Source organism: Nonomuraea sp. NPDC050451 (assembly GCF_044458585.1).
The window spans coordinates 130358-146964 of sequence record NZ_JBITHZ010000010.1; the positions used below are offsets into that span (position 1 = coordinate 130358).

Sequence of the window (16607 nt, forward strand, 5' to 3'; positions counted from 1 at the left end):
GGCGATGACGGGACGGCTGTACGGGGTCGGGCTCGGTCCCGGGGATCCCGAGCTGGTCACGGTCAAGACGGCCCGGCTGATCGGCGAGGCCGACGTGATCGCCTACCACGCCGCCAGGCACGGCCGCAGCATCGCCCGCTCGATCGCGCTGCCGTACATGAAGGAAGGGCAGATCGAGGAGCTGCTGCTCTACCCGCTGACCACGGAGACCACCGACCACCCCGGCGGCTACCAGGGCGCGCTCGACGACTTCTACGCCGACTGCGCCGAGCGGCTGGCCGCCCACCTGGACGCGGGCCGGACCGTGGTGGTGCTGTCCGAGGGAGACCCGCTGTTCTACGGCTCGTACATGCACATGCACAAGCGGCTCGCCCACCGCTACCCGACCGAGGTGGTGCCCGGCGTCACCTCCGTCAGCGCCGCCTCGGCCGTGCTGGGCCGGCCGCTGGTGGAACGGGACGAGGTCCTGACCGTGCTGCCCGGCACGCTGCCCGCCGAGGTGCTGGCGGACAAGCTGCGCGGCACCGACTCGGCGGCGGTGCTCAAGCTGGGCCGGACGTTCGAGAAGGTCCGCGACGCGCTGGCCGAGGCCGGGCGGCTGGACGACGCCTGGTACGTCGAGCGCGCCACCATGGGAGCCGAACGGGTCGCGCCGCTCAAGGACGTGGACGCCGACGGCGTGCCGTACTTCTCGCTGGCCCTGCTCGCCAGCCCCGCCGAGCGGACCTTCGTCCCCGAACCGCCCGCGGCCGAGGCCCGGGGCGAGGTGGTCGTGGTGGGCCTCGGGCCCGCCGGGCGGCCGTGGCTCACGCCCGAGGCCCAGGAGGCGCTGGCGGCGGCGACCGACCTCGTCGGGTACGGCCCGTACGTGGACCGGGTCGCCCCGAACCCGCGCCAGCGCCGCCACCGCACCGACAACCGGGTCGAGGCCGAGCGCGCCCGGCACGCGCTGGAGCTGGCCCGCGAGGGTGCGCGGGTGGCCGTGGTGTCCTCCGGCGATCCGGGAGTGTTCGCCATGGCCAGCGCGGTGCTGGAGGCGGGGGCGGACTTCCCGGACGTACCGGTGCGGATCGTTCCCGGACTGACCGCCGCCCAGGCCGTGGCCAGCCGGGTGGGCGCGCCGCTGGGCCACGACTACTGCGTGCTGTCGCTGTCGGACCTGCTCAAGCCGTGGGAGGTGGTGGCCGACCGGCTGAGCGCCGCGGCGAAGGCGGACCTGGTGCTCGCGATCTACAACCCGGCTTCGCGCAGCCGTACGTGGCAGGTCGCCGCCGCCCGTGACCTGCTGCTGGAGCACCGCGACGCCGCCACCCCGGTGGTGGTCGGACGCGACGTCGGCGGCGAGCGGGAGAGCGTCACCGTAACCACGCTCGGCGAGCTCGACCCCGCGCAGGTGGACATGCGCTGCCTGCTGATCGTCGGCTCCTCGACGACCCGGGTCACCGAGCGCGGCGTCGTCTACACCCCGCGCCGCTATCCCTGAGCCCAGGCGGCCGCCTCCACGGCGGTTTCCACCAGCCGGACATCGGCGGGGAGCGGCGGCCGGTCCACCATGATCACCGCCAGGCCGAGCTCGCGGGCCGCGACCAGCTTGGCGGTGGTCATCGGCCCGCCGCTGTCCTTGGTGGCCAGCACGTCCAGCCGGTGCTCGCCGATGAGGGCACGTTCGCCCTCGACCGTGTACGGGCCGCGGTCCAGCAGGACGTGCACGTTGTCCGGGACCGGCGGCTCGGGCGGATCGACGGACCTGGCCAGCAGCCACACCCCGGCCAGGCCGGTGAAGACCGGCAGGCTCCGGCGGCCGGTGGTCAGGAACACCCGCACCGGGCCGCCGCTCTGGCGTGATGCGGCCTTGGTCAGTCGTGCGGCGGCCGCGTGCAGGGAGGGCACGCGCTGCCAGGCGTCGCCCGGCCCCTCCCGCCAGCCCGGGCGGCGCAGGACCAGCAGCGGCACCCCCGTCCTCGCCGACGCCTCGGCCGCCGAGGCCGTCATCCGCGCGGCGAACGGGTGCGTGGCGTCCACCAGGGCGTCGATCCGCTCGGCCGCCAGCCAGGCGGCCAGCCCGTCCGGCCCGCCGAACCCGCCCTCGCGCACCTCCCCGACCGGCAACCGCGGGTTGCTCACCCGCCCGGCCAGCGACGACACCACGTGAACGCCGCGGCCGGTCAGCTCGGCGGCCAGCGCCCGCGCCTCGGCCGTGCCGCCCAGGATCAGGACCCGTCGCACGGCCGTTCCCGCTCCGCGCTGTAGAGGTGGCTGTCGGGGAACTGCGTGGCCGACAGCACCCGGCCGACGACGATCATCGCCGTACGCCGGATCCCGGCCGCGTGGACCTGCTCCGCGATGTCCGCCAGCGTGCCACGCAGGATCACCTCGTCGGGCCTGCTGGCCCGGGCCACCACCGCCACCGGGCAGTCCGGCCCGTAGGAGGGCAGCAGCTCCGCCACCACCGCGTCGATCCGCTGCACGGCCAGGTGCAGCACGATCGTGGCGCCGCTCGCGCCCAGGGTCTTCAGGTCCTCGCCTTCGGGCATCGGCGTGGCCCGCGCCGAGGTGCGGGTCAGGATGATCGTCTGGCCGACGCCGGGCACGGTCAGCTCCCTGCTCAGCGAGGCCGCCGCCGCCGCGAACGCCGGCACCCCTGGGACCACCTCGTACGGCACGCCGAGCTCGTCCAGCCTGCGCATCTGCTCGGCCACCGCGCTGAACACCGACGGGTCGCCGGAGTGCAGCCGCGCCACGTCCAGGCCCGCGCGGTGGGCGGTGAGCAGCTCCACCACGATCTCGTCGAGGGTCAGGTTCGCGGTGTCGACGAGCTTGGTTCCCACGGGGCAGGCGTCCAGGAGTTCGCGGGGCACGAGCGAGCCCGCGTACAGGCAGACCGGCGACGACTGCAGCCGCCGCAGGCCGCGCAGGGTGATCAGATCGGCGGCGCCGGGGCCCGCCCCGATGAAGTACACGGTCACGGCACGTCCTTCCTGGTGACCGACCACACGGTCACCGGCATCGCGGCCCGCCAGCCCGTGAAGGAGCCGACGGGCGAGGCCCGTTGGACGGACATACGCACCAGGTCGCCGCCGAGCCGGGCGTACCACTGGGCAATGACGGACTCGGACTCCAGGGTGACGGCGTTGGCCACCAGCCTGCCGCCGGGCCGCAGCGCCGCCCAGCAGCTCTCCAGCAGCCCGGGCACGGTCGCGCCGCCGCCGACGAACACCGCGTCCGGCGCCGGCAGGCCCGCCAGCGCGGCCGGCGCCCTGCCTTCGACGATCCGCAGCGACGGCACGCCGAGCCGGTCGGCGTTGCGCGCGATGGCGGCGGCGCGGTCGGCCCTGCTCTCGATCGCCACGGCCGCGCACGCCGGGTGGCTGCGCATCCACTCGATGGCGATGCTGCCCGCGCCCGCGCCCACGTCCCACAGCATCTCCCCGGGCAGCGGGGCGAGCCGGGACAGGGTGACGGCGCGGACCTCGCGCTTGGTGAGCTGCCCGTCGTGCTCGAACGCGGCATCGGGCAGGCCGGGGACGCGGGGGAGAGGTTCGGCACCGGGTGCGGGGACGCATTCGAGGGCGATCGCGTTCAGCGCGGACGGTTCAGGTCCCTGCGCCGCCCAGGTCTCCGCCGTTCCCGTCAGGACGCTCTCCGAGTCCGCGCCCAGGTCCGACAGGACGGTCATGGGGCTGGGGCCGTACCCGAGGCCGGTTGCCAGCCCGGCCACGAGGGACGGGGAGTCGCGACCGGCGCCGAGCACGACGAGCCGCCGCCCGGGCAGGATCGCGGCGTTCAGCGCGGCCGGGGGACGGCCCACGAGGCTGACCACGTCCACCTGCTCCACCGGCCAGCCGAGCCGGGCGCACGCCAGCGACAGCGACGACACGTGCGGCATCACGCGGATGTTCGCCGTGCCCAGCAATCGCACCAGCGTGGTGCCGATGCCGTAGAACATGGGGTCGCCGCTGGCCAGCACGCACACCTCGCGCCCGGCGTACGTCTCCATGAGCGAGGGCAGCGCGGGCAGCAACGGGGAGGGCCAGGCCACGCGCTCGGCCGCCGCCGCGGGCACGAGGTCGAGTTGCCCGCGCCCGCCCACCGAGGCGGGTACGAGGTCGAGCTGCCTGCGCCCGCCCATGAGGACCTCGGCGGCCTCCAGCGCCCGCCTCGCGTCCGGGGACAACCCGTCCCAGCCGTCCGCGCCGACGCCGACGACCGTGATCACACGTTGCCCAGGACGCGCGTCACCTGGATCTCCACGACCACCCGCGACGGGTTGGGGCGGGGCGGCTTGTAGCGGGCGGCGTAGCGGTGCTCGGCGTCGGCCACCTGCTCAGGCTCGGTACGCAGCACCGCCCGGCCCTCCAGCGTCGACCAGCGGCGGCCGTCCACCTGGCAGAGGGCCACCGGCGCGCCGTCGGCGCCGATGAGCCGGGCCTTGACCGAGGTGCCCGAGGTGATCACCCGGGCGATGCCGGTGGCCAGGTCCAGCGTCGCGCCCACCGGCACCACGTGCGGCGGGCCGTCGGGACGCGTGGTGGAGAGCGTGCACAGGTGCCGCTCCTGCCAGAACGCGGCGAAGGCGTCGCCCTGTTCGACGAGATTCACGGCCCTCCTTGGGTGATTTGCGAGGCATATCGTATATCTGCCGTTCTGGCAGACTCTTGCGAGTGAAGCGGCTACTCGTCATCGGCATCGGCGCAGGCGATCCCGACCATCTCACCCTGCAGGCGGTCAAGGCCATCGGCGCCACGGACGTGTTCCTCATCGTGGACAAGGGTGAGGTCAAGCACGAACTGGTCCAGCTCCGGCTGGATCTCATCGCCGAGCACGGCCGCGCGCCGTACCGGATCGCGGAGGCCCGCGACCCCGAGCGCGACCGGTCCACCCCGGCGTACACCGCCGCCGTCGAGGACTGGCGCTCGCGCCGCGCGCTCGCCTGCGAGGCGCTCATCCGGGACGAGCTGGGCGACGGCCAGACCGGGGCGTTCCTGGTGTGGGGCGATCCGGGCGTGTACGACAGCACGCTCGCCATCGTCGAGGAGATCCTCCAGCGCGGCAACGTGACGTTCGAGTACGAGGTCATCCCCGGGATCAGCAGCGTGGCCGCGCTCACCGCCCGCCACCGCACCAGCCTCACCCAGGTCGGACGGCCCGTGCACCTCACCACCGGGCGGCGCCTGGCCGAGCACGGCCCCACCGCCGACGACGTGGTCGTCATGCTGGACGCCCACTGCTCCTTCGCCGGTCTCGACGAGTTCCACATCCATTGGGGCGCCTACCTGGGCACGCCCGACGAGATCCTGGTCTCGGGGCCGGTGGCCGAGGTCGGCGACCGCATCCGCGAACTGCGCGCCGAGGCGCGTGCCCGCAAGGGCTGGATCATGGATACGTACCTCCTGCGCCGCCTGTAGTCCTGACGGTCCGTCCTGGTTCGTTTAATCGCCTGTTGTTCGCAAGAGCATATTCAATGCAGACTGATCATCTGAAGGCGGACCGGGGAGGTGGTCGCACATCGAGGTGCCCGCATTCGGAAGCTCGGGGGGTGGCGCGTACCGGGCCTGGTCGCCGTACGCGGCGGCGCAGCCGCTCCCGATGAGGACCCCACGGGAGCAGCCCTGGAACCCGCCACTGCCCCTACCGCCCCCCGACCACCGCCTCCAGTCCTCCCCACCCGCCATCCGCACGCCCGTCACTCGTGCACCGGTGCGGGGCGTGCTCTCGACGGTGGCCGGGTCGCCCGCGCCCTCCTGGGCGGCGGCGTACGTCATCCTGGCGGTGCTCCGTAAGCCGTTCGTCTTCCGTCCGCGGCCGGCATGAGCGGAGAGGAGGACCTGGGGGAGACGCTGACCCGTCTCGGTCTGCGCAAGACCGTGCCGAGGCTGACGATCCTGATCGCCTTGCGCGAGGCGGCGACCCACCTCAGCGTGCCGCGCCTGCACCGGTTGGTGACCTCCACGTACGAGATGATCAGCGTGTCCACCGTCTACCGGAACGTGACGGTGATGACCGCCCGCGGCGTCCTGCACAGCATCGACCACGCCGGTGAGACGCTCTTCGGGCTCTCGGTGACGCCTCACCACCACCTGATCTGCCGCCGCTGCGACGTACTCGTCGAGCTCCCCGCGGACCGCCTCGCCGCGGCGGAGGCGGCGGTCATGGAGAGCACCGGCTTCGCGATGGATCCCGTCGGCCAGGTGCTGCGCGGCTACTGCCGCCGATGTCGACGGCAGCTACTTGCATGATTATTGTTCTTGCAAGGTATTTGCAAGTAACAGCTTTCGAGGAGAGACGCCCATGGGTGAGTACACCCTTCCGGACATGCCGTACGATTACGCGGCCCTGGAGCCCGCGATCACCGGGGAGATCCTGGAGCTGCACCACGCCAAGCACCACGCCGCCTACGTCAAGGGCGCCAACGACACCCTTGAGCGGCTGGCCGAGGCGCGTGACAAGGGCGAGTTCGGCGGCCTGGTCGGGCTGGAGAAGACGTTCGCGTTCAACCTGTCCGGCCACGTCCTGCACACGATCTTCTGGGAGAACCTGTCCCCCGAAGGCGGCGACCGCCCCGATGGCGAGCTGGGCGAGGCGATCATCGAGCACTTCGGTTCGTTCGACGCGTTCAAGAAGCAGCTCACCACCGCCACCGCCACCGTGCAGGGCTCCGGCTGGGGCGTGCTGGCCTGGGAGCCGCTCGGCCGCCGCCTGGTGGTCGAGCAGGTCTACGACCACCACGGCAACGTCGGCATGAACACCACCCCGCTGCTCGTGTTCGACGCCTGGGAGCACGCCTACTACCTGCAGTACCGCAACGTGCGCCCGGACTACGTCGAGAAGCTCTGGGGCCTGATCAACTGGAACGACGTCATCGCCCGCTACGACGCCGCCCGCGGCGCCTGACGTCCCGACACCGGCGCCGCCCGCCCATCGGTGGGTGGGCGCCGCTCATCTCGACCTCCGCCTCATCGCGCCCGCGTTGCCGAAGCGCCTGTCGATCTGATCAGCGGCCGTTCGTATGAAAGACGAAAGAAGGGCGTGGCGCGCGTCGCGTCGTTGCGACTGTGCGAGGCAGCCTCCTGATCGTCTCGTCCCCGGACGGCCGGCTGCTGCGCGTGGAGCCCGATGGGGCGCCGGCCACCCATGCGGATCTCGGCCATGGAACGACATCGTGGTGGACGGCCGCGGCAACGCCCACGTCAACCGCGGCGGACGGCTCGCTGTCCAACCGCCGGATCTGGGCCGAACTCGGCGAGGGCACCCCGGACGGGAGGGCGCTGTTCGTCGTGGCGGCGGAGTGGCAAGGCATGATCGAGCCCGACCTGGTGGTGCCTGGCTCCGGGCGGGTGCTCACGGTCGAGGTCGAGGTGCCTGGGGCCGGCCGGCCGTGAGGTGCGTCCGGGGGTGGGTGCCGGTCGTTTGCCGATGTGCCCGGCCCTCTCTGGCCAGGCAGCGGTGGTCAGCCGGCGATCGCCGCGATGAGCTCATCGCGGCTCTGTGCCCGGGTCTTCCGGTACACCGATTTCAAGTGGTCGTTGACGGTGTACGTGGACAGGTCCAGGATTCGGGCGATCTGTTTCGCCGAGGCCCCGGCGTACAGATATTCGATGACGCGGCGTTCGCCGTTTGTGATGCCGTACCAATCGCAAAAAGACGGCAGGAGCAGTTTGCCGCCTGCCGCCTGGATGAGAATGGCCACGTCGCTGTCGCCGTTCTCATCCAGTGGCTGGCCATGGATCAATATCCAGCGCCCGAAATTCGCCGCCGGCGCGCAGATCAGCGGTGTCCAGGCGCGCGGATCGCGAGTATGTGCCCGTACGTGCAGCGACAGGCCGACCCAGAATGCGTCGGCGATCCAATCCGGCACCCCGCTCCCGGCGGCGGGCCACATTTGCCGCACCCATGCTCGCGCCTGAGGCGAGATCGATCGGACCGTGTGGTCAGGGCTGATCGTGATGACCCCCGTCGGCAGCGCCGGAACGGTGGGTGTCAGCGGACCGGCTGTCACATATCCGCGCAATGCCGCCACCAGAGCAGGGCCGAGCTGCTGGATCCGGTGAAAGTCCCTTTCGTCGAAGGGCCGGCTGCCCTCGGCGCGAAGCAGGCCGAGCAGCCCCCACACTCCGTGGCGGTCCCGTATCAGCAGGCGCAGTTCGCTGCCCGCTCCGTGGGAGGCCAGGACCCGCCGGATCAGCGTGTTGCGCCGGCCGTCGCCGGCACCGGCGCCGACGACGCACACCGGCACGCTCTGCCGGGCGAGGGCCGGCAGCGGGCAGGGGTCGCCGTGCAGATACCGGTTGAGCACCAAGGCGCTGATCAGCGCGGGCTGGTATTCGTGCCAGAAGCTGAACGCGCCCAGGCCGATGCCGATCGCCGGGTTCAGGCCGACCAACCGGAGCGCGTCGTGCGCCACCTGGCGGCTGACGATCCGCGAAATCGCCGCGCCCACCTCGGCCGGAGTGGCGGGCGGGCCGAGCGCCGCGCACAGTTCACGGGCGATTCGCCCCTCACCGTCTGTCACCCGGCCTCCGTTCTGGTGGTGCGGGTCTCGATCATCGCAGTTCCCCTTCCGTTGGGCCTTCCTGTGATTTCGCGGAAATCGGGATTGGCGGAGCTTTCCGGCCGGTCGGGAAGTCGCTGCATATGGCCAAATTTGTCGCTATAGGATGATTGGTGCGGCTCGTTTCTTGCGTGCCAGGCTTTTTATTTTAGGTCCCTTGGGAAAAGGTGGCTACGTGGTGGAATTAAAGAACGTCCGGCTTCCTGCATAGGAGTTTTGTGGTCTTGACAGAGTGCTCACGACACCCTCGCCTGCCCTGAGCCGGCGACGGTCACGTTCCCTTGCGGAGGAGACGGGTGATCTTCAGGCCGACGTCCCGGCTGAACGAGATATCCGACTCCAGGAGCCCCAGTTCGATCGCCAGCAACTTCGCGTTCAAGTCGGTCGTGGCCTCGACCAGGTCGGCGTAGGCGGCCACGGCGAGGCGGGTGCGATACCAGCCGGTCAGCGCGGTCATCAGGCCCGCGACCGCGGCCGGCCACCAGAAGGCGCCGAGGGCGACGTACAGCAGGCCCCAGCCGACCAGGCCGCCGGCCTGGTTGAACGCGTCGCGGGCTGCCATGATCTGGGCGCGGGTCGAGTCGGTGACGATCAGCCACAGCCGGGGCCAGGCTGAGCCGAGGTCGAGGCCATGCGTGTGCCAGACCCGGACTTCCACGCTGCGGGCCCGATCGCCGATCCAGGTGGGATGGGCCGGGAAGGCAAGCGCGATGTTGTTCCGTACCGCTGCGAGCTCGTGTTCACGCGCGGTGTCCTCCCGGGTGTCGGCCAGGTGGTCCGCGAGCTCGTCATCGGCCGCCGTCCAATCGGCCTGCCGCCTCTCGACCAGGCGGCGGGCGAGCGGCCCGCGCCACTGCCGCAGCCAGAGTCTCTGGATGAGAAAGCCGCCCCCTCGGGCGGCGAGGGCCGCCGCTGACGCGCACACCATCATCACGGTGACCGCCAGGATGACGGGAACGGTTCCGCCCCTCCCCACCCCGGCTGTCACGGCACCGATCTGGACGAGAAGGAAGCGCGGGTCGAGAGCGTGCTCGTGCGACAGCGACCACGCGATCAGGACGGCTCCGGCGAAGAGAAGGCCGGGCAGGACGAGCGTCGTCAGCCACTTCTCCGCGATCTTGCCACCCAGGCCGGAGAGGAACGACTCCACGCTAGTCCTTGACCATGGTGGTGCCCACGAGCGAGCACAGCGGGGGCGGGCCCTTTCCCGGGACGTTGAGCCAGGTTCGTGAGCACAGGTCCGCCGGGCACACATAAAGGTCCGAGGCGCTGTACCCGCCGCTCAGCCCGAACACCCCGGCAATGGTCCGGTTTCGGGGAGGCTCGGAGACGCCGAGCCGTGCGGCCAGGGCGGCCCGGTCGGCCTCGACGTCCGCACCGTTCCTGGCGGCCGTCGCCAGAGCCTCAAGGGTGGCCATGTCGGGCGCCGAGATCGCTTTCGCGTGTAATTGCGCGAACTGCTGGCACAGCCGCCGAATGCTGGACCTCGGTTCGGACACGCTCGTACGATAAACCCAAATGGCTGGGGGTGGTAGGTGGACCCGAGTACGGCACGGGAGCATCTCGCCGGAATGATCCAGTCGGGGGAGGCCGCGGTGGTGGTGCTGGCCGAAGCGGAGAAATTCCTCAAGGAATTCGACTGGCATGTGGGACTGGTTTCCGACGTCGGTTCGTACGCCAGCAACGAGGGTGTCTTCGACATGGCGATCCGCTGTTTCGAGGCCGCCATCGATCTGGAGCCCGACAACCCCCTCCACCACTATGACCTCGGGGTCGTTCTCCAGCGTTGTGATGAGCACGCCCGGGCCAGGCGTTCGCTGGAACAGGCGGTCATGCTCCTGCCTTATTACACCGACGCGCTGGTCAACCTCTGCTACGCCTATCTCGTCACGGACGACCTGGTGGCCGCCTATTTCGCCTCCGTCCGGGTCATGGCCCTCTACGCCGATCAGCCAAGGCCGGAAAACGTGCAACTCCTCCTCTCTCTCATCGGTGAGTGGCTCCGGTCGGATCGGCAGGAGCGGTCAGCACTGCTCACCGCGGCCCTGGGACCTTTGAACGAGGGAGATCTGGACCTCGCGTACGAGCGCATGACCGCGCTCGCCGCCGGCCTGGACCCGGGCAGTGCCGGCAGGGCGATCAGCGAGGAGTTCGCGGCCACCATCGGTTTTCACCTCGACCGGCACACCGAATACCTCATGGGAGCGCGGGAGCGCCGCGAGACGGTGCCGTGCGCGCAGGCGTTCATACCTCCACTGGCCGTTCGTATCCTCGAGGCGGGAATGCACAAGGACGTCAACAAGCTCTGCCATGAACTGGTCCGCCAAGTGGACCCCGGCCATATCGCGGAAGGTCCGGTCACCAACGAACGGGGCCTCGATAAGAAGGGCGAGACGGCCCGGGTTTTCTCGGTCCTGGGAACCGACGGCTTCTATAGGCTGACCCCCATTGGCAACGTGGTCGACGTGCGCACTCCGGCGGGTGAAATCCATCGCTTCATCGACTACACCGGCGCCTACAACGCGTTCTACGAGTCATGACCGGTTTCGACGCCGCGTTGCGGGCGGGACGGATCGAGGACGCCCTGCGTCTGGCCGAGGAGTCGGTCGCCAGGGGAGGCCCCGAGGTCGCGGGGGCGTTTCGTGACCTCGCACGCGCCCGGATCCGGGTGGGCCAGTTGCCGGCGGCGGTGGCGGCCGCCGAGAAGGGCCTGCACAACGACACCGGTGCGTACGAGCCGGAGTTGCGGATGGTCCTCGCCGACGCCTATGAACGCCTTGGCGAGTTCGCCTGCGCGGAGGCGCTGTGCGTGCAGGTCAGTAAGTTCGTCGCCGACCTGCCGTACACGCTGGAACGGTTCACGACGCTGGTCCACCGCAACGTGGCCACCGCGCGGCTGAACGAACGGCGCGGCCAGTTACATCGGGCCGCGTACCTGCTCAAGGCGACTCTGATCGCGGGGCGGCAGGCCACCGCTCCCGCCAGCGAGGCGGTCGCGCGCGCGGCCGCCGTCGCGTTCTTCGGTGAGATCGAGCATCTCGTGCACCTGCATCTCGGCCGGGTGGCCCGCAAACTCGGCGATCCCGAGCTGGCCCGTACCGAACTGAGCTCGGCGCTCGCCGGTGCACGGGCCATCGGTGACGCCGAGGTCATGATGCAGACGCACGTCGAGTTCGCCCTGCTGGCGGGCGGCCCCGCGGAAGGGCTGAACCACCTGCTCGAAGCGCTCTGGTGGCACGAATCCCCGCTGTCGGCCGTGCGTGACGATGAGCTGCGGGCGGCAGTGCGCTCCACCCGCGAGGAACTCTTCCAGCATGCGATCGACCAGGCGTACGCCTGCGGAGCAGGGGCCATGGTGTGGCGATTGAGCGAGCACGCCCGAGCCAGGGTGTTCCTCGCCCGCATGCGCCTCACACCTCCTGTTCCCGCCCCGGACACGCGCGGGCAGCGTGCCCGAGCCTCCCGCGAGGTCGTCGCCGCGGCGCGCAAGTTCTCCGCCAGGCCCGGGCAACGGCGGCACGACCATCTGGTGAAGGCACTGGAGACCAAGGAACGAATCGTCCTCGGCGACTCGCCCGGCCCGTTCGCCCCGCGGCCTTGGGGGGCCGGGACCGGGGTGCTGGAGTTCTTCGTCAGTGAATCCCGGCTGTACTCGTTTCTCACGACAGCGGATGAGGCGAGACTGTTCGACCTCCCGCTCCGCCCCGATGTTCTGAACAGGAAGGTGACCCAGCTCCGTCAACTCCTGGAGTCGCAGGACAGCGGCGTCACCCGGCTCGCGGAACAACTGCACCGCTGGCTCATCGAGCCGGGCCAGGAGGTCATCGACCGCCTGGAGCGCCTGGTGATCATTCCGTACGGTGTGCTCGCGTACCTGCCGTTCGCGATGCTCGGCGGCGAGCAGTCGCTCGTGGAGCGCGTAGATGTCTCCTACGCGCCGAGCGCGGCCATCCTCGATCAGTTGCTCCGCCGGACGCCCGCACCCTTGCGCAATATGATGATCATGGCGAATCCGCATCCCGATGACGACGAGCTCGCCCTTCCGTACAGCGAGGACGAGAGCCGGCGGATCGCCGCCCTGCTCGACGCGGACACAGCGACGGGGCAAGCCGTCACCACGGCGGCCTTCCGCGCCGCTCTCACGACGCACGACGTCGTGCATCTCGCCTGCCACGCCTGGTTCGACCCGCATGAGCCCCGCGACTCGGGCCTGCTCCTGGCCGAGCCCGGCGACCCGCGCCGGCCCGGCCGCGTGACGGTCGCGGAGTTGAACGACCATCGCGCGCGGGCCCGGCTGGTCGTCCTCAGCGGCTGCCAGACCGGATTGGCCGACCTCACCCCGGGCGGCGAACTCGACGGGCTGGTCCGCGCGTTCCTGACTGCGGGGGTGCCCAGTGTGGTCGCCTCGCTCTGGAGAGTCGACGACCGGGTGACGGCCGACCTCATGCTGGGTCTGTACGGCGCTCTCTCCGACGGTCTCGACGTCGCGGCGGCGCTTCGCCGGGCCCAACTCGCGGTTCGTGCCGACACCAGCCATCCCTACTACTGGGCGTCCTTCTGCCAGTTCGGCAGTTGGCTGACGGCAGCAGGCTGAGCGGATCGCCGGCATCCTGCCACTGAGTGGGTGACGCCGAGCGGTGAGCGAGGTCATCGCTCGGCGCCCTGGACCCTGTCCAGCCCCGCGCCTTCTGGCCTACCAGAACCGGGTGTAACCCGTCAGGACCTGAGATCTCCGCGCAGGCCCGACCGGTCCATGACAGCCCGGCGCGCGTCCGCCTTGACGCTGGTCAGGCGAGCGGCGGGTCCTTGCCGGCCTGCTCCAGGCCGGTGCGCGCCCGGAGCGTGGGTGCGAAGTAACAGCGCCGGCCGCGGGGCTGGTCTTCGCGGCGGCGGCGGCGACATCGGCCGGTCTCTGTACGGTCTTGTACGGATAATTCAGGGCGCGTTCCAAACGGCTAGGCCATCTCCGATCGTCGATCTGACGAAAGGAGCGCAACGTGCTGGTACTTGGCCGTACAAGACGGTGGGCCGCGGCAATCGCCGCGGCACTGGCATTGATCGTGGGGTTTCCCACCAGCGCGCAGGCAGCGGTGGGTGACCTCGTGTTCGTCCGGACGATCGCCCAGAACGTGCCCGGTGCCGTGGACATCGGCCCGGTCAATCCGCTGGACTGGGCGTCGGCGGCGACGTTGTCGGGCAACGGGAGCACCGTCTACGTCGTGGCCGGCGGCGATGGCGGGTCAGGCACGGCGCAGCCGGCGATCTCCACGTTCCGCCGGGCCGCGAACGACACGCTGTCCCTCACCGGCTGCATGGGCGGCCTTCCGGGGTGCCGCCCGACGAAGGTGAACGACCAGGAGATCCCGAGCCGCTTGTACGCCGCCAGCTCCGTGGTGACGGCGGGCGTCCACGCGTACGTAGCCACTCCCGCCGCCGTGGTCGGCTTCAGCACGGCGGCCAACGGCGACCTCGTGACGGACTTCTGCGTCTGGGATCCGTCATGCGGCAGTGTGGCGGCCCTGCCCGGGCTCGCTCCCTGGGCGACCTCGCAGAATGCGCTGACGGCTACCGCGGACGGCCGTGACCTGTACCTGTACGCGGCAGGCGGCGGTAAGGGCGCGGTCTACCACCTGCGGCGTGACGGCGCCACTGGTCGCCTGGCTTACAGCGGCTGCATCGGGGAGGCGATGCCGGGCTGCACCTCGATCGGCCGTACCGGCGTCATGACATCCTCGGGCGACGTCGTCGTCAGCGCCGACGGGCGCAGCCTGTACGTCGTGGCCCAGCGGCCCGGCTCGGTGACGCACTTCCGGCGAGACCTCACCACGGGCTCGCTCACGGAGGCGGGCTGCGTGGGCGAGTCCGGGGTCGGCGGCTGCGCCATCCCCGTCACCGACGGCCTGCTCGGCATCACCCAGGGCGCGATCACCCAGGCCGGCGACAGCCTTTATGTGTCGGGACCGGGTGGCGTCACCCATCTGCGCCGCGACACCACCACCGGGAACATCGCCTACTGGGGCTGCATCGGTTACGCCGCAGAGTGCCGTGCCACCGGTCCCCAGGGCCAGTACGTCGACGTGGCGGTCACCGCCGACGGCACGAGCGTCTACGTGAGCACCCAAGGCCCGGCCTTCGCGTGGGGAGCAGTCACCCACCTGCGCCGTTCCCCCCAAGGGGACTTGACGTACGCCGGATGCATCGGAGAAGGCCTGCCGCAATGGTGCCGCCCGATCGGGCTGACGGGGGTGATGAACCACGCCGGCCCGGTGCTCGCTCCCGCCAGTTCGCAGGTCGTCTACAGCTTGGGTGTTCACGCGCGCGGGGCGATCAGCCAGTTCACCCGGCTGACGTCGTAGAAGGGGACCGGTAGGGCCGGCCGGGGGAGTGCACTGTCGGCCGTCCTGGCGCGCGGAGCCCTCCGCGAGCTCGCCGCCGGCCGCCCGCGTCGCGGTGTATGGGGCCGGCGCGGTCGCCACCCAGGAGGCCGACGAGGACGTCACACGGACCGCCGACGAGCGCCGCTCGGGCGAGACCGCGTTAGCCACCGCTCCGGCGAGCTGTGGATCGCCCAACTCGGCGACCGCGACGAGGTCCGCCCGATCGTCTCCGGCCTTCTACCACCCTCTGCACAGCGACGACGCGCTCACCGCGTACGTCGAGACGGCCCCGACATGGCGCATGCATTGACCGTGTTCGTGGTGAACGTCGGCGAAGGCCGCGCCGCCATGATCGACCGGATCGGCACCGTGGCGGCCGTCCGGCTCAAGAGCAAGGTGATGCTTGCCGGCCCCAGCCTGTCTGCGGCCGGCAGGCGGACCTCACACCGGGCGCTTGGCGCCCGATTCGCCATCGGCCAGCACCATGGCGCACTGCGGCGGACGGACCACGTTCGTGTTCGCGGACGACCCGGCGCTCGCACTGGCTGGAGTGGTGCACAGCGCCAGGACGGCAACCAGACCGGCGGCGGAGGCGGCGGTACGGCGAGTCCAGGTACGGGTCTGCATGCGGCTCTCCAGTCGGCCGATGATCACGACAGTACTCCCTCCCAGCATCGGCGCCGGACCCCCGCCCGTCCACCCCCCGAGTCATGGGCGCATGGAAGCCGGGCTCGACCGGGAAGAAGCGGACGATCGCGGACGCACTCGCTCATACCCGTGCCCTCGGGAGGAGGTGATGCTGACTGCCGCGACTCCTTGGACTCGACGCACGCCCTACGATGGCCGGTCATGGGAACGGATTGGGTGCCCGCGGCAGTACGCGACCATGCTGACCCCACCGAACTCGAACACCTCGTCCGCACGCACGCAGCCCTCCACACGCAGGGCACCCACGCACGCAACGACGTGGACCAGCGACTGCGCGCCCTACTGATCATCGACACCGACGAGGACGGCGCCTGGCCGAGCCACCGGGTGGCCGTCATCGGCCACAACCCCCTGTTCCCGCCCGAGTGGCGGCAGGCCGCCTGGTCGACCCTCCTGCCGGACGAGCTTCAGGCGTGGTCGGCGCGATGGCAACACTGGTACGACTCCGTCATGGCCGGCCGATACCGCCACTACCTTCACCGGCTGCGCACCTGGGAGATGAGCCAGGAGCTCGCCCAGGCCCAGGCCGAGCTGGTCACGGCGGCGCGCGCCACCGAGAGCCGTACGAACGCCTGGACCCGCAGACCCGATTTCCGCCGCGCCCGCGACCTCGTGTCCGCTCCCCCGCCCCCGCCCCTCATTCCGGCTCCCGGCCCGCCTCCGCACACTGATGCCGAGGACCGGGAGACCTCCGGGCAGGCGGCCTGCGAAGAGACGGTGGCCCGGCACCGCGCCGTGTTGGAGCGCGCCGCCCGCGAGTTCAGCCGTACGGTGCCGAGCCGGTTCAAGCGCAACCCCCGCTGGTCGCCCGGCGTAGAGGAGCTGTTGCCCGACACCTGGCTGGAGGAGTTCTTCGCCTGGCTGGACCCGGTGGTCCGGTCAGGCCGGGGCCTGTACCTGTGGTTCTGACCGCTTCCCTTCGAGGTCAACTTCTAGCGACGTCAGCACGCGCCGCTCGATCTGCCCCTGGCTCG

The 16607-nt window shown here is 70.9% G+C and carries 19 protein-coding genes; 11 read left to right on the forward strand and 8 right to left on the reverse strand.

The window, feature by feature from the left end:
* Positions 1–4: 4 nt before the first annotated feature.
* On the forward strand, positions 5–1483 hold the full coding sequence (cobJ, locus tag ACIBI9_RS29285) for a precorrin-3B C(17)-methyltransferase (RefSeq protein WP_397226321.1): 1479 nt from the start codon (positions 5–7) through the stop codon (positions 1481–1483).
* On the opposite strand, the gene ACIBI9_RS29290 is transcribed toward cobJ, so the two are convergent.
* The 4 genes from ACIBI9_RS29290 to ACIBI9_RS29305 are packed head-to-tail and all read right to left on the reverse strand — an operon-like array spanning position 1474 to position 4599.
* Positions 1474–2226, reverse strand: coding sequence for a cobalt-precorrin-6A reductase (locus ACIBI9_RS29290; protein ID WP_397226323.1), 753 nt, complete (start codon positions 2224–2226; stop codon positions 1474–1476). The two genes, cobJ and ACIBI9_RS29290, sit on opposite strands and share 10 nt — an antisense overlap.
* Positions 2211–2966: a precorrin-4 C(11)-methyltransferase gene (gene cobM / locus ACIBI9_RS29295; RefSeq protein WP_397226325.1), complete on the reverse strand. Its 756-nt coding sequence runs from the start codon at positions 2964–2966 to the stop codon at positions 2211–2213. The genes ACIBI9_RS29290 and cobM overlap by 16 nt, the downstream gene beginning before the upstream one ends.
* Positions 2963–4216 carry a precorrin-6y C5,15-methyltransferase (decarboxylating) subunit CbiE gene (gene cbiE / locus ACIBI9_RS29300; RefSeq protein ID WP_397226327.1) on the reverse strand — a complete coding sequence of 418 codons (1254 nt, stop codon included), beginning with the start codon at positions 4214–4216 and terminating at the stop codon, positions 2963–2965. Before cbiE ends, cobM begins: the two co-directional genes overlap by 4 nt.
* Positions 4213–4599 carry a TIGR03618 family F420-dependent PPOX class oxidoreductase gene (locus ACIBI9_RS29305; RefSeq protein ID WP_397226329.1) on the reverse strand — a complete coding sequence of 129 codons (387 nt, stop codon included), beginning with the start codon at positions 4597–4599 and terminating at the stop codon, positions 4213–4215. Before ACIBI9_RS29305 ends, cbiE begins: the two co-directional genes overlap by 4 nt.
* A gap of 62 nt (positions 4600–4661) precedes the next feature.
* Between ACIBI9_RS29305 and cobF the strand changes: the two genes are divergently transcribed.
* The 5 genes from cobF (at position 4662) to ACIBI9_RS29330 (ending at position 7379) form a co-directional block, all read left to right on the forward strand.
* Positions 4662–5405: a precorrin-6A synthase (deacetylating) gene (cobF, locus tag ACIBI9_RS29310; RefSeq protein ID WP_397226331.1), complete on the forward strand. Its 744-nt coding sequence runs from the start codon at positions 4662–4664 to the stop codon at positions 5403–5405.
* Positions 5406–5586: 181 nt separating this feature from the next.
* Positions 5587–5811, forward strand: coding sequence for a hypothetical protein (locus tag ACIBI9_RS29315; protein ID WP_397226333.1), 225 nt, complete (start codon positions 5587–5589; stop codon positions 5809–5811).
* Positions 5808–6236: a Fur family transcriptional regulator gene (locus ACIBI9_RS29320; protein WP_397226335.1), complete on the forward strand. Its 429-nt coding sequence runs from the start codon at positions 5808–5810 to the stop codon at positions 6234–6236. Before ACIBI9_RS29315 ends, ACIBI9_RS29320 begins: the two co-directional genes overlap by 4 nt.
* Positions 6237–6288: 52 nt before the next feature.
* Complete coding sequence (locus tag ACIBI9_RS29325; RefSeq protein ID WP_397226337.1) at positions 6289–6891, forward strand: superoxide dismutase; 603 nt, start codon at positions 6289–6291, stop codon at positions 6889–6891.
* 161 nt (positions 6892–7052) lie between these two features.
* Entirely contained in the window at positions 7053–7379 is a 327-nt protein-coding gene (locus ACIBI9_RS29330; RefSeq protein ID WP_397226339.1) for a hypothetical protein, read from the forward strand.
* A gap of 68 nt (positions 7380–7447) precedes the next feature.
* Here ACIBI9_RS29330 and ACIBI9_RS29335 read toward each other — a convergent pair whose 3' ends face one another.
* The 3 genes from ACIBI9_RS29335 to ACIBI9_RS29345 form a co-directional block, all read right to left on the reverse strand.
* A complete protein-coding gene (locus tag ACIBI9_RS29335) occupies positions 7448–8509 on the reverse strand; it encodes a helix-turn-helix transcriptional regulator (protein WP_397226341.1) in 1062 nt (353 codons plus the stop codon).
* A gap of 310 nt (positions 8510–8819) precedes the next feature.
* Complete coding sequence (locus ACIBI9_RS29340) at positions 8820–9698, reverse strand: hypothetical protein (protein ID WP_397226343.1); 879 nt, start codon at positions 9696–9698, stop codon at positions 8820–8822.
* Between the two features lies 1 nt (position 9699).
* Positions 9700–10047 (reverse strand): hypothetical protein, encoded by a 348-nt coding sequence (locus ACIBI9_RS29345; protein WP_397226345.1) that lies wholly within the window; start codon positions 10045–10047, stop codon positions 9700–9702.
* A gap of 36 nt (positions 10048–10083) precedes the next feature.
* On the opposite strand from ACIBI9_RS29345, the gene ACIBI9_RS29350 reads away from it, so the two are divergent.
* The 4 genes from ACIBI9_RS29350 (at position 10084) to ACIBI9_RS29365 (ending at position 15235) form a co-directional block, all read left to right on the forward strand.
* The gene (locus tag ACIBI9_RS29350) at positions 10084–11088 is read left to right on the forward strand and encodes a tetratricopeptide repeat protein (RefSeq protein ID WP_397226347.1); all 1005 of its coding nucleotides are present in this window, start codon (positions 10084–10086) and stop codon (positions 11086–11088) included.
* The gene (locus ACIBI9_RS29355) at positions 11085–13142 is read left to right on the forward strand and encodes a CHAT domain-containing protein (protein ID WP_397226348.1); all 2058 of its coding nucleotides are present in this window, start codon (positions 11085–11087) and stop codon (positions 13140–13142) included. Before ACIBI9_RS29350 ends, ACIBI9_RS29355 begins: the two co-directional genes overlap by 4 nt.
* Positions 13143–13545: 403 nt before the next feature.
* On the forward strand, positions 13546–14904 hold the full coding sequence (locus ACIBI9_RS29360; protein WP_397226350.1) for a hypothetical protein: 1359 nt from the start codon (positions 13546–13548) through the stop codon (positions 14902–14904).
* Positions 14905–14998: 94 nt separating this feature from the next.
* Positions 14999–15235, forward strand: coding sequence for a hypothetical protein (locus ACIBI9_RS29365; protein ID WP_397226352.1), 237 nt, complete (start codon positions 14999–15001; stop codon positions 15233–15235).
* Between the two features lie 131 nt (positions 15236–15366).
* On the opposite strand, the gene ACIBI9_RS29370 is transcribed toward ACIBI9_RS29365, so the two are convergent.
* Positions 15367–15579 carry a hypothetical protein gene (locus ACIBI9_RS29370; RefSeq protein ID WP_397226353.1) on the reverse strand — a complete coding sequence of 71 codons (213 nt, stop codon included), beginning with the start codon at positions 15577–15579 and terminating at the stop codon, positions 15367–15369.
* 195 nt (positions 15580–15774) lie between these two features.
* Between ACIBI9_RS29370 and ACIBI9_RS29375 the strand changes: the two genes are divergently transcribed.
* Positions 15775–16542: a hypothetical protein gene (locus tag ACIBI9_RS29375; RefSeq protein ID WP_397226355.1), complete on the forward strand. Its 768-nt coding sequence runs from the start codon at positions 15775–15777 to the stop codon at positions 16540–16542.
* The last annotated feature ends 65 nt before the right edge of the window (positions 16543–16607 follow it).

Bases quoted from the DNA above. Each gene is read 5' to 3' on its own strand.
- cobJ (WP_397226321.1), top strand. From the start codon at position 5: ATGACGGGACGGCTGTACGGGGTCGGGCTCGGTCCCGGGGATCCCGAG.
- ACIBI9_RS29315 (WP_397226333.1), top strand. From the start codon at position 5,587: ATGAGGACCCCACGGGAGCAGCCCTGGAACCCGCCACTGCCCCTACCG.
- ACIBI9_RS29320 (WP_397226335.1), top strand. From the start codon at position 5,808: ATGAGCGGAGAGGAGGACCTGGGGGAGACGCTGACCCGTCTCGGTCTG.
- ACIBI9_RS29325 (WP_397226337.1), top strand. From the start codon at position 6,289: ATGGGTGAGTACACCCTTCCGGACATGCCGTACGATTACGCGGCCCTG.
- ACIBI9_RS29355 (WP_397226348.1), top strand. From the start codon at position 11,085: ATGACCGGTTTCGACGCCGCGTTGCGGGCGGGACGGATCGAGGACGCC.
- ACIBI9_RS29375 (WP_397226355.1), top strand. From the start codon at position 15,775: ATGGGAACGGATTGGGTGCCCGCGGCAGTACGCGACCATGCTGACCCC.